The 15,745-nt window shown below is 62.3% G+C and carries 14 protein-coding genes; 6 read left to right on the plus strand and 8 right to left on the minus strand.

The window, feature by feature from the left end; genetic code table 11:
• The first annotated feature begins 148 nt into the window (after positions 1-148).
• The 3 genes from RA302_RS05120 (at position 149) to RA302_RS05130 (ending at position 2,990) form a co-directional block, all read left to right on the plus strand.
• Positions 149-799: a DUF305 domain-containing protein gene (locus RA302_RS05120; RefSeq protein ID WP_019747083.1), complete on the plus strand. Its 651-nt coding sequence runs from the start codon at positions 149-151 to the stop codon at positions 797-799.
• Between the two features lie 157 nt (positions 800-956).
• A complete protein-coding gene (locus tag RA302_RS05125) occupies positions 957-1,100 on the plus strand; it encodes a hypothetical protein (RefSeq protein ID WP_338479617.1) in 144 nt (47 codons plus the stop codon).
• A gap of 21 nt (positions 1,101-1,121) precedes the next feature.
• Entirely contained in the window at positions 1,122-2,990 is a 1,869-nt protein-coding gene (locus tag RA302_RS05130) for a heavy metal translocating P-type ATPase (RefSeq protein WP_338479619.1), read from the plus strand.
• Between the two features lie 18 nt (positions 2,991-3,008).
• Here the strand turns inward: RA302_RS05130 and RA302_RS05135 are convergent, their stop codons facing one another.
• From RA302_RS05135 to RA302_RS05150, 4 genes are all read right to left on the minus strand, one after another.
• The gene (locus RA302_RS05135; RefSeq protein WP_197941750.1) at positions 3,009-3,779 is read right to left on the minus strand and encodes an alpha/beta fold hydrolase; all 771 of its coding nucleotides are present in this window, start codon (positions 3,777-3,779) and stop codon (positions 3,009-3,011) included.
• A gap of 143 nt (positions 3,780-3,922) precedes the next feature.
• Positions 3,923-4,462 carry a hypothetical protein gene (locus RA302_RS05140; protein ID WP_166501895.1) on the minus strand — a complete coding sequence of 180 codons (540 nt, stop codon included), beginning with the start codon at positions 4,460-4,462 and terminating at the stop codon, positions 3,923-3,925.
• A gap of 51 nt (positions 4,463-4,513) precedes the next feature.
• A complete protein-coding gene (locus RA302_RS05145) occupies positions 4,514-6,115 on the minus strand; it encodes an ABC-F family ATP-binding cassette domain-containing protein (RefSeq protein ID WP_238054136.1) in 1,602 nt (533 codons plus the stop codon).
• 218 nt (positions 6,116-6,333) lie between these two features.
• Positions 6,334-6,888, minus strand: coding sequence for a hypothetical protein (locus RA302_RS05150; protein ID WP_238054137.1), 555 nt, complete (start codon positions 6,886-6,888; stop codon positions 6,334-6,336).
• Between the two features lie 96 nt (positions 6,889-6,984).
• Here RA302_RS05150 and RA302_RS05155 point away from each other — a divergent pair, with 96 nt between their 5' ends.
• The 3 genes from RA302_RS05155 (at position 6,985) to RA302_RS05165 (ending at position 11,357) form a co-directional block, all read left to right on the plus strand.
• Positions 6,985-8,802 (plus strand): penicillin-binding transpeptidase domain-containing protein, encoded by a 1,818-nt coding sequence (locus RA302_RS05155; protein WP_225320284.1) that lies wholly within the window; start codon positions 6,985-6,987, stop codon positions 8,800-8,802.
• 107 nt (positions 8,803-8,909) lie between these two features.
• The gene (locus tag RA302_RS05160) at positions 8,910-10,589 is read left to right on the plus strand and encodes an NTF2-like N-terminal transpeptidase domain-containing protein (RefSeq protein ID WP_019747094.1); all 1,680 of its coding nucleotides are present in this window, start codon (positions 8,910-8,912) and stop codon (positions 10,587-10,589) included.
• 30 nt (positions 10,590-10,619) lie between these two features.
• Positions 10,620-11,357, plus strand: coding sequence for a sulfite exporter TauE/SafE family protein (locus RA302_RS05165; protein ID WP_003945554.1), 738 nt, complete (start codon positions 10,620-10,622; stop codon positions 11,355-11,357).
• Positions 11,358-11,363: 6 nt separating this feature from the next.
• On the opposite strand, the gene RA302_RS05170 is transcribed toward RA302_RS05165, so the two are convergent.
• The 4 genes from RA302_RS05170 to RA302_RS05185 all read right to left on the minus strand — a co-directional run bounded on the left by RA302_RS05170 (position 11,364) and on the right by RA302_RS05185 (position 15,699).
• Entirely contained in the window at positions 11,364-12,836 is a 1,473-nt protein-coding gene (locus tag RA302_RS05170; protein ID WP_019747095.1) for an oligopeptide:H+ symporter, read from the minus strand.
• 57 nt (positions 12,837-12,893) lie between these two features.
• Positions 12,894-13,271 (minus strand): DUF3054 domain-containing protein, encoded by a 378-nt coding sequence (locus RA302_RS05175; protein ID WP_029537615.1) that lies wholly within the window; start codon positions 13,269-13,271, stop codon positions 12,894-12,896.
• Positions 13,272-13,335: 64 nt separating this feature from the next.
• Entirely contained in the window at positions 13,336-13,884 is a 549-nt protein-coding gene (locus tag RA302_RS05180; protein ID WP_019747097.1) for a YceI family protein, read from the minus strand.
• A 78-nt stretch (positions 13,885-13,962) separates the two neighbouring features.
• Complete coding sequence (locus RA302_RS05185) at positions 13,963-15,699, minus strand: 2-isopropylmalate synthase (protein WP_166501896.1); 1,737 nt, start codon at positions 15,697-15,699, stop codon at positions 13,963-13,965.
• Positions 15,700-15,745 lie beyond the last annotated feature (46 nt).

Consider the following 15,745-nt stretch of genomic DNA (forward strand, 5'->3'; position numbering starts at 1 on the left):
ATTCGATGAAGGAAGCCTGTTTGGGCCGGTTATCGGGCTTCGAGGCGGATTTTCGCCGGTAACGTGGCAACTGTGCATGTGCAGCATTGTTGTCAAATCAATTGTGGTGCAGTGCATATCGAACAGAATCAATTTTCGGGAGTGAAACATGTCTTTGACGGTCAGGAAGAGCGCCGCACGGTTCGTACCGGTTGTGGCAGCGGCAGCACTGTTGATTGCCGGATGCTCGGACAACTCCGGGGAGAGCGTCAACCATTCTTCCGAAACAACCAGCGTCGCAGCACAGTCGGAGATTCCTGCGGGTGTCAATGCTGCCGATATCGAGTTTCTCGAAGGGATGTACCCGCATCACGCGCAGGCATTGGACATGGCCAGAATGGTCGACGGTCGAACCGACAATGCCGAACTTCTCTCTCTTGCAGCGCAGATAGAGGCAGCGCAAGGCCCGGAAATGGCTCAGATGACGGAATTGCTGACGAAGTGGGGACGCCCCGATCCTTCGTCGAGTTCGATGGAGGGCATGGATGATTCGGCGCATGCGGGACACGGCGTCGGGATGGCCGAGATGCCGGGCATGATGTCGGCCGACGACATGACCGCCCTCACCGACGCCAGTGGCGCGGAGTTCGACAAGTTGTGGCTGACGATGATGATCGAGCACCACAAGGGTGCCATCACCATGTCCCAGACCGAACTCGACAACGGGCTCGATCCATCGGCGGAAAAGATGGCAGAAGCGATCATTGCCGGTCAGCAGGCGGAAATCACTCAGATGGAAGCGATGTTGAAGGAGAAATGAACGGTTGACCTCGGCCGCGTGACCTTGCTCGGTGGCCGAGTCGGGCATACGTTCGAGGCTGATGGTTTGACCGCTGCAGTGCCGAAATCACACGCGAGGGGATGACCGCCACATGGATCACAGTCAGATGGACCATAGCGAGACGGACCATAGCGCGATGGACCATAGCCAGATGGAGCACGGTGCACACGGTGGTCACGCGGATCATGTCGCACAGTTCCGGACGTTGTTCGCAGTCATGCTGGTAATCGCAGTTCCGGTTGTTGCGGCAGATGCGATGTTCGCTGATCTGGTCGGGTAGACATTGCCGGAAAACTCTCTGGTGGAATGGATCTCACCGGTACTCGGCACCGTGATGTACTTCTGGGGAGGCAAGCCGTTCCTCACCGGCGCTGTCGCCGAAATACGTTCTCGGCAACCCGGAATGATGCTTCTGATCGCACTTGCCATCACCGTTGCCTTCTTCGCTTCTTGGGCTGCAAGTCTGCACTGGGTGGATCACACTCTTGATTTCTGGTGGGAGCTCGCGCTTCTGATCGTGATCATGTTGTTGGGTCACTGGATCGAGATGCGTTCGCTCAGTCAGACATCGAGCGCCTTGGATTCGCTTGCCGCTTTGCTGCCCGACGAGGCCGAACGGGTGGTGGGGGAGTCGGTGGAAACCGTGCCCACCGCAGCTCTGGCCACCGGCGACCTGGTGATAGTTCGTCCCGGCGCCCGCGTTCCCTCGGACGGAACGGTCGTCGAGGGCAGTGCCGACATGGACGAATCCATGATCACGGGCGAGTCGAAGACCGTCCGCCGGACTGTCGGAGATCAGGTGGTGGCCGGCACCGTAGCCACCGACTCGGCACTTCGGCTTCGAGTCACCGCTGTGGGAGAAGACACCGCGCTCGCCGGTATTCGGCGCCTGGTCGAACAGGCGCAGAACTCGTCGAGTCGTGCTCAGGTGTTGGCGGACAAGGCCGCTGCTCTGCTGTTCTGGTACGCACTGGGCGCGGCAGTGCTGACCGCGATCGCCTGGAGTATCTGGGGCACACCGGAGAGCGCAGTCACCCGGACGATCACCGTTCTGGTGATCGCCTGCCCGCACGCGCTCGGGTTGGCGATTCCGCTGGTCGTCTCCATCGCGACGGAACGAGCAGCTCGGGCTGGGATTCTGATCACCGACCGCATGGCCCTCGAGGCGATGCGCAACGTAGACACCGTTCTCTTCGACAAGACCGGCACTCTCACCAAGGGGGAGCCCGCAGTGGTCGGTGTGCGCGGCGTCGACGGGTACTCCGACGACGAAGTTCTCAGCGCAGCAGCTGCCGTCGAATTCGACAGCGAACATCCACTCGGGCGCGCCGTCGTCGCAGCAGCGCGGGAGTTGTCGCTCGAATTCACTTCGGGTTCCGACTTTCAGGCGCACAACGGAATCGGGGTTGCTGCGGACGTCGGCGGCGCACGCGTCGGTGTCGGCGGACCGGGGATGTTGAGATCGGTCGGGGCCACAGCGATCCCGGGGACCGAAGAGTGGCTCAGTGACGGGTCGACGGTCCTGCATGTAGTGCGTGACGAGAAGGTAATCGGCGCATTGGCATTGGCCGACGAGATTCGCCCGGAATCAGCATTGGCCGTCGACGCCCTCCACGCTCGCGGTGTTCGAGTGGCCATGGTCACCGGAGACGCGGAGGCCGTGGCCCATTCGGTGGCTCGCAGGCTCGGGATCGACGAAGTTTTCGCCGAAGTGCTTCCTCAGGACAAGGGCGCGCAGGTATCTCGGCTTCAGGCTGCGGGCCACCGCGTGGCGATGGTCGGTGACGGGGTCAACGATGCGCCGGCACTCGCCCAGGCGGATGTGGGTATCGCGATCGGTGCCGGAACCGACGTGGCGATCGCATCGGCGGGAGTTGTTCTGGCCAGCGATGATCCGCGTTCGGTGAGCTCGGTCATCGAGCTGTCCCGCGCCACCTACCGCAAGATGGTTCAGAACCTCTGGTGGGCAGCGGGATACAACGCGATCTCGGTTCCCCTCGCTGCGGGAGTACTGGCGCCCGTCGGGTTTGTGCTGCCGATGGAGGTCGGAGCAATCCTGATGTCGGTATCCACTGTGGTCGTTGCCGCGAATGCCCAGTTGCTGCGACGCTTGGACTTGCGGCAACCACCGGTGACCGCGTTCGAGTCGAGAGTGCTCACACCGCAGTAGTGAGCGGATGAAGGCGGACTACTGTCGGCTCAGGAACGGAACGAGCGCACGCAGCACAGCTTCGGAGTCCGCGACTGCGCTCGCGTGATCAGCCCCCTCGATCACAGTCAAGGCACTGTCCGGGATCAGCGACGCGAGATGCTCGGTATCCGGCAGGCGCTCGCGATCTCTCGATCCGACGAACAACAACGCCGGTGTGGTGATCCGTTGAAGCACGGCGTCGTCGATGCCCTGCTCCTTCTCGGCCCGGCGCATGTAGGCCGCGAGTGCGAGGGCATCGTTGATTCGAAAGGCAGTCGCAGTCTGTGGATCCACCGGTTTGCCGCGCCTCGCGCCCCAACCGCTCAGAAACCCCTCGATACCGCCGCTTTCGAGTGCGTCGATGCAGCCTGGGAAGAACAATGCGTCGAACGCCCCCGTCATCGGCCGGCTACTACCGCCCCCGACGGTCAGCGATCGCACCCGTTCGGAGTGCTCGACGGTCAGCGACATCACCGAGCGCCCGCCGAACGAGTATCCGAGGACGTGCGCCGGTTCGAACGGAGACTCCGTGTCGAGGATCTCCAGGAGGTCGCCGACCACCAGATCCATTGCATACGAATCGGAGTCGTGTGGTTTGTCACTGCGTCCGTGACCCCGCATGTCGACGAGGATCAGACGATACTGTTCCTGGAGCGCCTTGACGTACCCGAAGCCACGCCAGATGGAGCGCGACAACGCTGTGCCGTGCACCATCAACAGGGGTGGGCCATCGCCCACGATCTGATAGGTGATCCGCGCACCGTCCACCGGATTTCTCACGTCGTGCAACACCCGTCCAGTATGGGTGCCAGCTACTGCGCACACGAACTCGAGTAGTCGTCCGGAGCCATTCCGACGGATGCCGTGAACTTTCACGACCAGTCGAGCAATCAACTCGGCCTCCCTCAGAGCTACCGGTCACTGCCCGGCCGGGCAGTACCCACCGTTCCAAGCAGTGCATCGGTGAAGGGGTCTGCCGTGCTGACGCCTGCGCCTATGCCCCGAAGCAGAGCCTCGAAATCAGTGGCAACTACGGTGACCTCCTCGAACTCAGGCTCTCCCCCACGGACAACCTGACCGTCCGGTGCGAGCGCCAGGTACTCGTACCCATTGCGTACCGACAGCAGAACCGGGAGGTGAGTGGACCAGAAGGCGTTGATCGCCGCGCGCTCAGCCGGCCCGGAAGCGACCGCCAGGCTCTCGTGCCGGAACGCATTCCAAGGAAACGCCTCATCACTGACGCCGACTCCACCGGCATAGTTCTCCGCCGAGAGAAACCACACCTGGTCGTCGGAACTGGCAAGTACGGAGAACGAACTCGCCCACACGATGAGTTGATCACAAACGCCGACCAGCGGTTGCGGAACTGGGGCAGAGGCCGATCGAGTAGGTTCTTCGCGAACCCAACATGCGATCGACAGCGCGGCGGTTGCGTCGAGGTGAAGGCACATCGCCCCACAGTAAGGCCAGACCGTCTCGCACCGATAGCGTCAACCGTCGGCCTACTCGGGATCGATGTCCTGAATACCATTCTCGTCCATGCTGATCCATCGCGTTATGCCGATGTCGCGCAGGAACGGCAGATCGTGACTCACCACCACCATGGCACCGCGGAAATCGGAAAGTGCCTGCGTGAGGTGAGCGAGACTCGGTAGGTCCAGGTTGTTAGTCGGCTCGTCGAGAAGAAGCAGCTGGGGCGCGGGTTCGGCCAGAAGGATCGTCGCTAACGCCGCGCGCAATCGTTCACCGCCGGAGAGCGCAGAAGCCAACACATCGGAATCCGTTCCCCGGAAAAGGAACCGTGCCAACTGCCCACGAATTTCCTCGGCTGTCGCGTGTGGCGCGGCCAAAGCGACGTTGTCCGCCACCGAGAGATTCTCGTCGAACACGTCGAGACGTTGGGGGAGCGCACGAGAGGCTACGAACGGAGTCGACGCAGCGAGTGCATCGAGCAATGTTGTCTTGCCGATTCCGTTGCGTCCCAGTAGCGCAATCCGCTCCGGCCCGGTGATCTGGAGCGATACCCCTTGGCCGCTCCGCAACGTAACCTCGGCGAGCCGCGCAACCTGCTGCCCCGGATGAACCTCTGTAGCAGGAAGGTCCAGGCGAATCTCGCGATCGTCTCGAAGGAGTTCCTCTGCCTCCGACAGGGCGGACTTGGCCTCGTCCACCTTCCCGATATGGTTGAGGGCCAGCTTTCCGGCCGAAACTTGGGCTTGGCGTTTTCGTTCCTGCGCGATAATCAGCGGCACCCGCTTGTTCTCGAACATCTTCTGCCCATAGCGCTTACGTCGGTCCAGCTTTGTTCGAGCGTCGATCAGCTCGCGGCTCTGCTTCGCCAGATCGGCCTTGGCGTCGCGAACGGTGGCGAGTGCGCTTTCCTGCTCAGCGGTCACGACCTCCTGGTAGTGCGAGTAGTTGCCGCCGAACACGCGTAGATCGCCCCGACGTAGTTCGACCGTGTACTCCGCGGTGTCGAGCAGTTCCCGGTCGTGGCTGACGATCAGTACGGTTCCCGGAAACTGTTGGACTGCAGCATGAACTCGTGATCGAGCGTCGCGGTCCAGGTTGTTGGTCGGCTCGTCGAGGAGCAGCACCTGCGGATTCTTCAGCAGCGTTGCGGTCAGGCCGAGTAGGACGGTCTCCCCGCCGGAGAGGGTGCCGACGGTTCGGCTCAATGCTGCGGTATCCGGAACTACCTTCTCGAGGCCGAGTCGATGCAAGGTGGAGAGAGCGCTCTCCTCGATATCCCAGTTGTTGTCGACGAGTGCAAAATCGGACTCGGATCCGTTGCCGGTTTCGATGCGGTGCAATGCGTTTCGTAGTTCGTGGATACCGAGGATGCCGTCCACCCGAACACTCGGATCGAGTGTGATGTCCTGACGGAGGTAGCCGACCTCGCCGGAAGCGGTCACGGATCCGGATTCCGGTGAGAGCTCTCCCGCGATCAATCGCAGCAGAGTCGACTTTCCCGATCCGTTAAGTCCCACGAGACCGACACGGCCACTGGGGAATACAAAATTGGTGCGGGAAAAGACTGATTCGCCGTCCGGCCAGATGAAGGTGAGATCCGAGAGCGACAGAGAAGGATGGGATTGGGTCATGAGTACTCCAGAGGGTGCTTGGACTGTGCGCCCGGCTCAGCAATTGCTGATGGGTGCGAGTGCCTTCGCGTGATGAACCTCTAGAGGAGCAACGGCCCGTTTCCTGTTCTGTCGGGAATGATTCGTGTTCCAGGTTAGAACACTCGAGTGGTCCCCTGCAATCGAATTAATTTGTGCTGTCGGTCTCGTCAGTGTTCGGTGCTGAGATTTTCTGGTCCTCAGATTTTCGGGCCTTCGGACCGAAGATCGTCGACCTTCGACATCGCTTCGCGGAGTTCCGTGAGCCATTGTTCGCTGTGCTTGCCCGCCAACCGGACTGTCCACATGAGAGCGTCCGCTCGCGAGCGAGCAACTCCCGCGTCCACCAAGGTGTCGAGAACCTTGCGTTCGGGCTGACGTAGTCGTGTCATCACCGGAACTGAGAGATGTGTGAACAGGACGGTCTTTTCGTCCAGGCGTACACCCCAGGCGACCTTGCGTCCGTAGCGAGCCTCGGCCTCGTCGGCGATGCGCATCCGGTCGGCGCGCGTGGTTTCACGAAAGCGCGAGATCCTTCCGTCCGCGGCGGCCTCGCCACCGTCGACTGCCGGGAGTTCACCGATCACGACGATTTCTTCGCGGTCGACCTGGACGTCGGCGGTCCCGGTGAACCAGTCATCTGGAAGTCGACCGGCAAACCAGTCGGACGCATCACTCGCGTCGGGAACCGATGCCTGTTGCCAACCTCCGGGACGGCCGAACCTGCGGTCGCCGGAGCTTTGTGAGTTCTTCATGGCGTTCTCCTCGGAAAGCTGGTGGAGCATGACGTGCGTTTATTGCACTGATTACATGATTACACCGATAGTCGAACCGGCGCCACAAATTCGGGCATGATCGGAGTCGTGCGCCTTTCACACGCTCGTCAGAGCTTCCGAACTTTCCGTCGTCCCGTAGCTGCCGTGGCTTTGGGGGTATTGGCCGCAGGATCGGTAGTTGCCTGCAGTTCTGGCCCTGACCAGCCGAAATCAGTGGCAGAGGAGTTCGCCTCCGCGCTCACGTCGGATGACGTGCAAGCGGCGGCAGCCCTGACCACCGATCCGGCGGCGGCCTCGACTGCGATTTCGGCTCTGATCGACGGGCTGGGCAAGGACGAGGGAACATTCACCGTCTCCGACGCCACCGAGTCCGGTGATTCTGCGGGGACGTTCGCACTCGATGCGGCGTGGAAGTTCGGTGAAGGTCAGGACTGGAACTACTCGACGCAGGGAAACGCGTCGAAAAGCGGGGACAACTGGCTGATCCAGTGGGACCCGGCGCTGCTGGCCCCGGACCTGACCTCCTCGACCACTCTGCGCTACACGCCCACGACCGGTGCGCCGCCGTCCGTGCTGGACGCGGCGGGTCAGCCGATCATGGAGCAGCAGGTGGTGACGCTGGTCAATCTGGATTCCGCTGCGGTTCCGCCGGTGGACACGGCAGCCGTGGCCGCCCTGCTCTCGCCCGTCGCGCCGACGATCACGGCGGCATCGCTCAGCGGCGACCTTGCGTCGGCGAGCGGGAAGCCGGTCACCGCAATCACTTTGCGTGCCGAGGATCTTGCACCGATCGAAGAGCGGTTGGCGGCGATTCCCGGAGTGAGCTTGGCGCCGCAAGCGCGGTTGCTCTCGGTGGACAAAACTTTGGCGTCGCCGACGTTCAGTGGGCTGTCCGATCTGTGGCAGGAGGGGCAGGACAAATCCGCAGGCTGGGCGGTGCAGCAGGTGAAGCAGAACGGAACCATCACCACCGTCGCCGGCCAAGACGGGCCGGTTGCTCCGAACATCGCGACCACCATCGACCGACCACTGCAGTTCGCGGCCGAGAACGCGCTCGCCGGGGTGACGCAACAGGCGGCGATCGTAGCGCTACAGCCGTCGACCGGAGCGGTGTTGGCGGTGGCCCAGAATGCCCCCGCCGACGCACAGGGCCCCATTGCGTTGACCGGCCTGTACCCACCGGGGTCCACGTTCAAGACCGTGACGACCTCCGCGGCGCTGCAAGCCGGCGTCGCTACACCGGACACCGTTGTGGCGTGCCCGGGTACCGAGAACATCGAGGGCCGTCAGATCCCCAACGACGACGAGTTCGACCTCGGATCGGTTCCGCTGCACACCGCGTTCGCGAAGTCGTGCAACACCACCATGGCCAGAATGGCCGTCGGTCTGCCTGCCGATGCTCTGCACAACGCGGCGCTGCAGTTCGGGCTTGGCGTCGACTACGTCACCCCGGGCCTCACGACGGTGACGGGCAACGTCCCCGACGCGAACACGCCCGCCGAACGCGTCGAGTCCGCGATCGGACAGGGCACGGTGACCGCCACGCCTTTCGGGATGGCTCTCGTGGCGGCCTCGATCGCCAACGGGACGACACCCGCGCCGATGTTGGTCAAGGGACAGCCCGGCGTGGCAGATCAGACCGTGGCACCGGCTCCCACCGAGGTGACCGAACAGTTGCGGGTGATGATGCGCGAGACCGTCACAGGCGGTACGGCAACGTCGTTGCAGGACATTCCGGGGCTTCTGGGCAAGACCGGTACGGCCGAAACCGAAGGTGGTCCAGCACACGGGTGGTTTGTCGGAATCAAGGGAGATCTCGCATTTGCGGTGTTCATTGCCGGCGCGGACAGCTCTTCGCCTGCGGTGCAGGTAGCGGGCACTTTTCTGCGCTGAAACCTGTTTTCCGTTGCAGTTGGATCACGCCGTCGTAGCTCAACCGTGACACGTTCGTAGGCATCCCGTGCTTGTTACTCGTGTGACAGAAGTAAAGAGTTACATGCATGGGGCCCGGAGGACAGCACAACCGTCGTGGAAAATATGTCGTTGCTTCGATAACTGCTGTCGTTCTGACAGTGGCGCTCGCGTCATGTGTCATCGGTGGGGAGAAGAAAACCGACGCCGCTTCGGTGGTGGAAGACTTCGTCACCGCCCTCAACAACCACGACGCCGAAGCTGCTGCGGCGCTCACGTCGTACCCCAACGCAGCCCGCCCCTCGATCCAGCAGATGTTCGACGGACTGGCCGCCAAGTCCACCGACTTCGACGTCGCTCAGGTCATGGATCTGGGTAGCGACTCCGGACTCTTCACCCTCGACGCGTCCTGGAACTTCGGCGAAGGCAAGGACTGGAGCTACCAGTCGCAGGGCGAGGTTCGCGATCTTTCCGTCGGCTGGCGGGTGTCCTGGGACCCGTCAGTCCTGGTTCCCGACCTCGGAAACGGGCGCACCGTCTCGTACACCCGCACCGACGCAGCGCCCCCGAAGGTGGTCGACAGCACGGGCACCCTGCTCATGAACGAGCAGACCATCAACGCGATCACTCTCGACCCGACGACCATGCCGGACCCCGTCGACACCACTCGTCGCCTCGCCGCAGTTCTCGAGCCCGTCGCACCGTTGGTGACCTCGGAGTCGATGCTGGCCGACCTCGCGGCCAACCCGGGCAAGCCCGTCACCGCCGTACTGCTCCGCGATCCCGACTACGCGTACCTGGAAAGCGATTTTGCAATCCCCGGCGTCGTCGTGGTCAAGACACCCAAGCTGATCGCCTCCGATCGTCGTATCAACTCGCCGCTCCTGGACCCGCTTCGGACCGTGTGGCAGGCCAATCGCGACGCCACCGCCGGTTGGGCGGTCAACCTGGTGGAGTCCAACGGATTCCCGATCAAGCAAGCCGGCTTCCAAGGACCTCCCGGCCCCGACGTCGCCGCAACCCTCGATTCGCACGCTCAACTCGCTGCGATCGAAGCCGTCGTCAGTGCAGGTACTCCCGCCGCCATCGTCGCGATCCGCCCGTCGGACGGCGCCATTCTGGCTGCCGCACAGAACAATCAGGCCATCGAGCAGGGCCCGATCGCATTCACCGGGTTGCGCCCGGCCGGCGGCGCCCTCGATCTGGTCCGCCTCGCATCGTCGATGCAGAACGGCGTCGACCCGGGATCTGTGTCACCCGAACAGTTGGCCGACACCGGGCAGCAACTCGGGCTCGGCAACGGCTTCCACATTCAGGGACTCGATCAGCAGACGGCAGTACTTGCCGCGAACCGCCCCGGCGTGGACCAGGCGATGAACAACGTCATGGCCAACAAGACGTCCAACGACGCGGACGCGCCGACAGTGACACCGTTCGGAATGGCGATGCTCGCGGCATCGATCGCCCGCGGCAGTGCCCCGCTGCCGATGATGGTCTTCGGACAACCGGCTACCGCCGACGTCACACCGACGGCATTGCCCGGCGACGTGAACAATCGTCTGCGCGACGCGATGCGAGGGGCCGGCGGACTGGCCGGGTACCCGGACATGATGGCGGCCGGTGCAGCGAGCGGTGACGATCGCTGGTTCTACGGATCGCGCGGAGACTTCGCGTTTGCAGTGTTCGTCGCAGACGCCGACGGCGGCGATCGAGCAATGCAGATGACGGACAAGCTCTTCCAGGAACTCGGCAAGCCTGCCGACAAGTAGTACCAGGCACCGCGGGTAGATTCCTGGTTCGTGAACCTGCTCGATTTCCTTTTCCTCGTCGTAGCGGGATTCTTCAGCGGTCTAGTCGGTTTTGTCACCGGTCTCGCGTCGATCGTTTCGTATCCGGCGCTGCTGAGCGTCGGGCTCTCGCCGGTCAGCGCGAACATGACCAATACCGTCGCGTTGGTGGCCGTGGGCGTCGGCGCATTGGCGAACTCGTCCCGTGAAGTTGCCGACACGGGTCCGAAACTTGTTCGCTGGTCTCTCTATTCGGCTGCCGGTGGCATCATCGGTGCCCTGATTCTGTGGCTGGCACCGGAAGGTTCGTTCGAATCCGTCGTGCCGGCAATGGTTGTGTTCGCCTCGCTCGCGTTGCTACTGCAACCGAAGATTCGTGAGTTGTCCGGCGGCGGTGACCGTCCCGGAATCTACTCGGCCGCACTGTTTGCCGTCGCGGTCTACGGCGGCTATTTCGGTGCCGGTGCCGGCGTCATCTTCCTGGCCGCGACGCTCATCCTCACGTCCGAAACGGTGTGGCGTGCAACGATCCTGAAGAGCTTCTTTCTCGGCATTGCCAATCTTGTGGCTGCACTCATCTTCGCCTTCTCCGGACAGGTGCATTGGGTGGCCGCGTTGGCGATGGCGCTCGGAGCGTTGGCCGGAGGTTGGTGTGGCCCGCCCGTAGTCAAGAAAATCCCGCCATCGGTACTGCGAGTGGCAGTAGCGATAGCGGGATTCGTGCTGGCTCTGTGGTTGTGGGTGAAGTGAGACCGCCTACTTCACGCCCTGCATCAGCTTCTTGATCCATGGTGAGGCAAGAGCAAGAAGTACTCCGATTCCGATTGACGAGAAACCGATGATCAGGAAGAACGGGCGACTGTCGTCGATGTCGAAGTAACCGGCCAAGGTTCCCGCCATCGAAGAACCCAACGCAACGGACAAGAAGAACAACGCCACCATCTGGGTGTGGAAATGCTCGGGCGCGAGTTTGGTTGCAAGGGAAAGGCCGACGGGGGACAGGAAGAGTTCCGCGAAGGTGAAGAGCAGAAGCACTCCGGCAAGGCCGAGGAGCGGTGCACTGTTCGGTCCGCCACCGGTGATCGGGATGAATGCCAGGAACGCCAGACCCATCGTGCCGGTACCGAGCGCGAACTTAATCGGCGACGACGGCTGACGGTCACCGAGTTTTGTCCACATCGCTGCAAACACACCGGCAAAGATGATGATGAACACCGGATTGATCGACTGCACCCACGTCGGCGGGAAGTCCCAACCGAAGAGATTGCGGTCCAGGAGTTTGTCGGAGATCACCGGCACGGTGGTGAACTGCTGCTGAAACAGCGACCAGAAGGCCGCGCTCGCAATGAACATCGGGATGAATGCAAAGACTCGACTGCGTTCGACCTTGGTTACCTTCTTGCTGGTGAGCATGAGGAGGAAGTAACCGACCGAAGCGACGATCGTGAGTCCGACAACGACGTCGGACATGTTGTCCGCGGTGATCAAACCGGTGATCGAGGCAACCGCGACTACGACGATCGCGGCAATGCCGATCCCGATGTAGAGCGCGCGCTTGTCCGCGGGCAACGGGTTGCCGGGCTCGGCTCCGATTCCATGAAGATGCTTCCGACCCAGCGTGTACTGGATCAGGCCGAGAGCCATGCCGACGGCGGCGAGAGCAAAACCGGCGTGGAATCCCCAGGCGTCCTGGACGGCTCCGGTGAGCAGTGGACCGACAAGACCGCCGATGTTGATGCCCATGTAGAAGATGGAGAATCCGGCGTCGCGGCGATTGTCCTGTTCGGAATAGAGGTCTCCGACCAGAGAGGTCGCATTGGCCTTCAAGCCGCCGCTGCCGAAGGCGACCATGACCAGGCCGACACCCACACCCCACATGCCAGGAAGAACCGACAAGGCGATGTGGCCGGCCATCACCAGCGAAGCGCTGTAGAAGAGTGTGCGCTCGGAGCCGAGAAGTCGGTCGGCCACCCACGCGCCGAGAATCGTCGACAGATAGACGGTGCCGCCGTATGCGCCGACGATGCTGGTCGCTGCCGCCTGACTGATGCCGAGGCCGCCGTCGCTGACGCTGTAGTACAGGTAGTAGATGAGGATGCCTTGCATCCCGTAGAAGGAGAATCTCTCCCACATCTCGACGCCGAACAGGTTCGCCAGCGCAAAGGGTTGGCCGAAGAACCCCCGGTCTTCTTTCTCGCTACGTTCGACGGGCTCCGTAGTGTTGCTCATTCGAAAAGTGTCCTACGTGCTCGGGCATTTCGGGTGGTTCCGAGCCGTGGAGTTTGGTTACGACTTGGTGCGGATTTTCACTACCAGCGGAGCGAGTGCGCGCCAACCGAGAAGGAACGCGCCGAGGACCAGCGTCGCGACGACGATGAAGCTGAACTGGGTGCCCTGGCCACTCAACACTCGCAGGATCATGCCGATGACGACGGCGCCGAGCCAAACGACAATGCCGGTGGGAAGAAGGAGAACGGCATTGAACTTGTCGCGGTACAGCGCGAACGTGGCAGCCCATCCGATCACCAGGCCGGTCAGGAAGGGCCACGATGTCTTCGCCAGACCGGCGAGCGCATTGGCTTCTTCGTGGGTACGGCGCCCTATCGCGCAGAAGATTATGACAAGAATGGCGTCGATCAGCAGGAATGGTGCGTACTTCTTCACGCTCACACCATACGACTGTGCGCCTTTATTAACCGCGGGCGGTTAATAAAGGCGCACAGTGCTGTTAGGCCTGGAGGCCGGCTTCGATCTCGAGGGTGATCGTGATCTTGTCGCCGACAACTGCTCCGCCGCCTTCGAGGGGCATCTCGATGGAGATGTCGAAGTCCTTGCGGTTGATGACGGTGGTGGCTTCGAATCCGGCGACGGGGCCCTGGCCCATGCCCGGGTTGACGCCGTTGAACTCGAGGTTCAGCTCGACCTCGCGGGTGACGCCGTGGAGCGTGAAGTCGCCGGCGAGGACGAAGTCGCTGCCCTTGGAGCGCACTGCGGTGGACTTGAAGGTGGCCTTCGGGAACTTCTCGACGTCGAAGAAGTCAGCGGACTTGATGTGGCCGTCGCGCTGCTCGTTCTTGGTGTTGATGGAGTCCACGGAGATCTCGGCCTCGACGGCGGGGGTTCCGTCTTCGGCAACGGTGATCGTTCCCGAGAACTCGTCGAACGTTCCACGAACCTTGGAAACCATGAGGTGGCGAACCGAGAATCCGACAGTGGAGTGGACGGTGTCGATGACCCAGGTTCCGGCGGTCAATGTGGGCAAGGTTGCGGTGGTCATGGAAGCTCCTGAATAAGTAGTTGAATGTTCAAGTTCTTGTAGCTTCAACTATGGACCCCTGGAAATCCTTCCGCAAGATCATGTGAGCTGCATCACAGTTTGTGTACTGGCGGCATAGACCGCGTGAAGCGCCGACGCTGTCACTGACTGATGCACCGCAATGCCCCAGTGCCCTTCGCCGTTCACCACGCATTCTGCGATGGTGACTGCCGAATTCGCACTACCGGAAGACTCCGGGTTGCGGGGCAGTGAATGCTGGGTGAGCGAGACGACCTCGACGTCCGAGCCCTGTTCCGTCAGGATCTTGCTCAATGCCTCGACCGGCCCGGACGCACTCGCGGCGGCGGTGACCTCGCGTCCGTCGCGACCAATGGCGATGAACAACTGATCACCGTCGGCGGTGTGTTCCAGTGAGTACCGACGCACTCCTCCGTTGTACCCGTACTCGCGCAGCAGCAGTTTCCACAGCTGGTCGGCGGTCATTTCGGTGCCCGAGTCGTCGGTCTCGAGCTGCACCCGCGAGGCGAAGTCGATTTGCAGGCGCCGCGGGAGTTCGACCCCGTACTCGGTCTGCAACAGATAAGCGATTCCGCCTTTGCCCGACTGGCTGTTCACACGAATCACCGCCTGGTAATCGCGGCCGACGTCGGCGGGGTCGATCGGCAGATAGGGGACTGCCCACGGCGCCGATCCCGGATCGACGCCGGCAGCCTCCGCACTCTCGTAGTGATGGGCGAAGCCCTTCTTGATCGCATCCTGGTGGGTTCCGGAAAATGCCGTGTACACGAGATCGCCGCCGTACGGGTGGCGCTCGTGGACGGGAATTCGGTTGCAGTACTCCACCGTTCGACGGATCTTGTCGATGTCGGAGAAGTCGATTTCCGGATCGACGCCCTGTGCATGCAGATTCAGCCCCAGCGTGACCAGGTCGACGTTGCCCGTGCGCTCGCCGTTGCCGAACAGGCATCCCTCGACGCGCTGCGCGCCGGCCAGTACTGCCAGTTCGGCACATGCAACCCCGGTGCCGCGGTCGTTGTGCGGGTGGACCGAGAGAATCACCGAATCGCGTCGGGCCAGGTTCTGGTGCATGTATTCGATCTGGTCGGCATAGATGTTGGGGGTGGCGATTTCGACTGTGGCAGGCAGGTTGTGGATGACCGGGCGATCGGGACTGGCGTCCCAGAGTTCGGTGAGGCTGTTGCAGACCTGCAGGATGTAATCGGGTTCGGTGAGGTTGAAGACCTCGGGGGAGAACTCGAATCGCCACCCGTCGTGGCCTTCGCCGCCACGGGCCACGTCCTGCGCCGCGCGGAAAATCATGTCGTGCAACTCTTCTCGCTCTTTGCCGAGAACCACGTTTCGCCACGTCGGCGCAGTCGCGGTGTACATGTGGACGACCGCGTTTGGCAGTCCCTCGATCGACTGGTACGTCCGTTCGATCAAATCCATACGCGCGGCGGTGAATACGACGATGGTGACGTCGTCGGGAACGAGATCGAACCGCACCAGGTCGCGAACGAAATCGAAATCGGTCTGGCTCGCAGAGGGATAGCCGACCTCGATTTCCTTGTAGCCGATCGCCACCATCAGTTCGAACATTCGGCGCTTGCGTTCGGGGTCCATCGGTTCTGCGAGGGCTTGATTGCCGTCACGCAGATCGACGGGCACCCACAGGGGCGCCGCGGTGGTGCGATTGGACGGCCACGTTCGGTCGAAAGTCGGAATGTCGACGCGATCCCACGCGGCGCGGTAGCGCTCGGACGGCATGGGTGACGGCTTCTGGTTGTTCCAGCGGTTGGCGCGGGTAGTACTCATCTTCGGTTTCTCCTGCGGTCGAGTCGAGAGACCGGCATGGCGAAAC

The organism is Rhodococcus sp. DN22, assembly GCF_036669995.1.
GTDB lineage: Bacteria > Actinomycetota > Actinomycetes > Mycobacteriales > Mycobacteriaceae > Rhodococcus_F > Rhodococcus_F erythropolis.

What these genes read in the sequence shown, in the direction of transcription:
- RA302_RS05120 (WP_019747083.1), top strand. Translation starts at nt 149, where the DNA reads ATGTCTTTGACGGTCAGGAAGAGCGCCGCACGGTTCGTACCGGTTGTG.
- RA302_RS05125 (WP_338479617.1), top strand. Translation starts at nt 957, where the DNA reads ATGGACCATAGCCAGATGGAGCACGGTGCACACGGTGGTCACGCGGAT.
- RA302_RS05140 (WP_166501895.1), bottom strand. Translation starts at nt 4,462, where the DNA reads ATGTGCCTTCACCTCGACGCAACCGCCGCGCTGTCGATCGCATGTTGG.
- RA302_RS05145 (WP_238054136.1), bottom strand. Translation starts at nt 6,115, where the DNA reads ATGACCCAATCCCATCCTTCTCTGTCGCTCTCGGATCTCACCTTCATC.
- RA302_RS05150 (WP_238054137.1), bottom strand. Translation starts at nt 6,888, where the DNA reads ATGAAGAACTCACAAAGCTCCGGCGACCGCAGGTTCGGCCGTCCCGGA.
- RA302_RS05155 (WP_225320284.1), top strand. Translation starts at nt 6,985, where the DNA reads ATGATCGGAGTCGTGCGCCTTTCACACGCTCGTCAGAGCTTCCGAACT.
- RA302_RS05160 (WP_019747094.1), top strand. Translation starts at nt 8,910, where the DNA reads ATGGGGCCCGGAGGACAGCACAACCGTCGTGGAAAATATGTCGTTGCT.
- RA302_RS05170 (WP_019747095.1), bottom strand. Translation starts at nt 12,836, where the DNA reads ATGAGCAACACTACGGAGCCCGTCGAACGTAGCGAGAAAGAAGACCGG.
- RA302_RS05180 (WP_019747097.1), bottom strand. Translation starts at nt 13,884, where the DNA reads ATGACCACCGCAACCTTGCCCACATTGACCGCCGGAACCTGGGTCATC.
- RA302_RS05185 (WP_166501896.1), bottom strand. Translation starts at nt 15,699, where the DNA reads ATGAGTACTACCCGCGCCAACCGCTGGAACAACCAGAAGCCGTCACCC.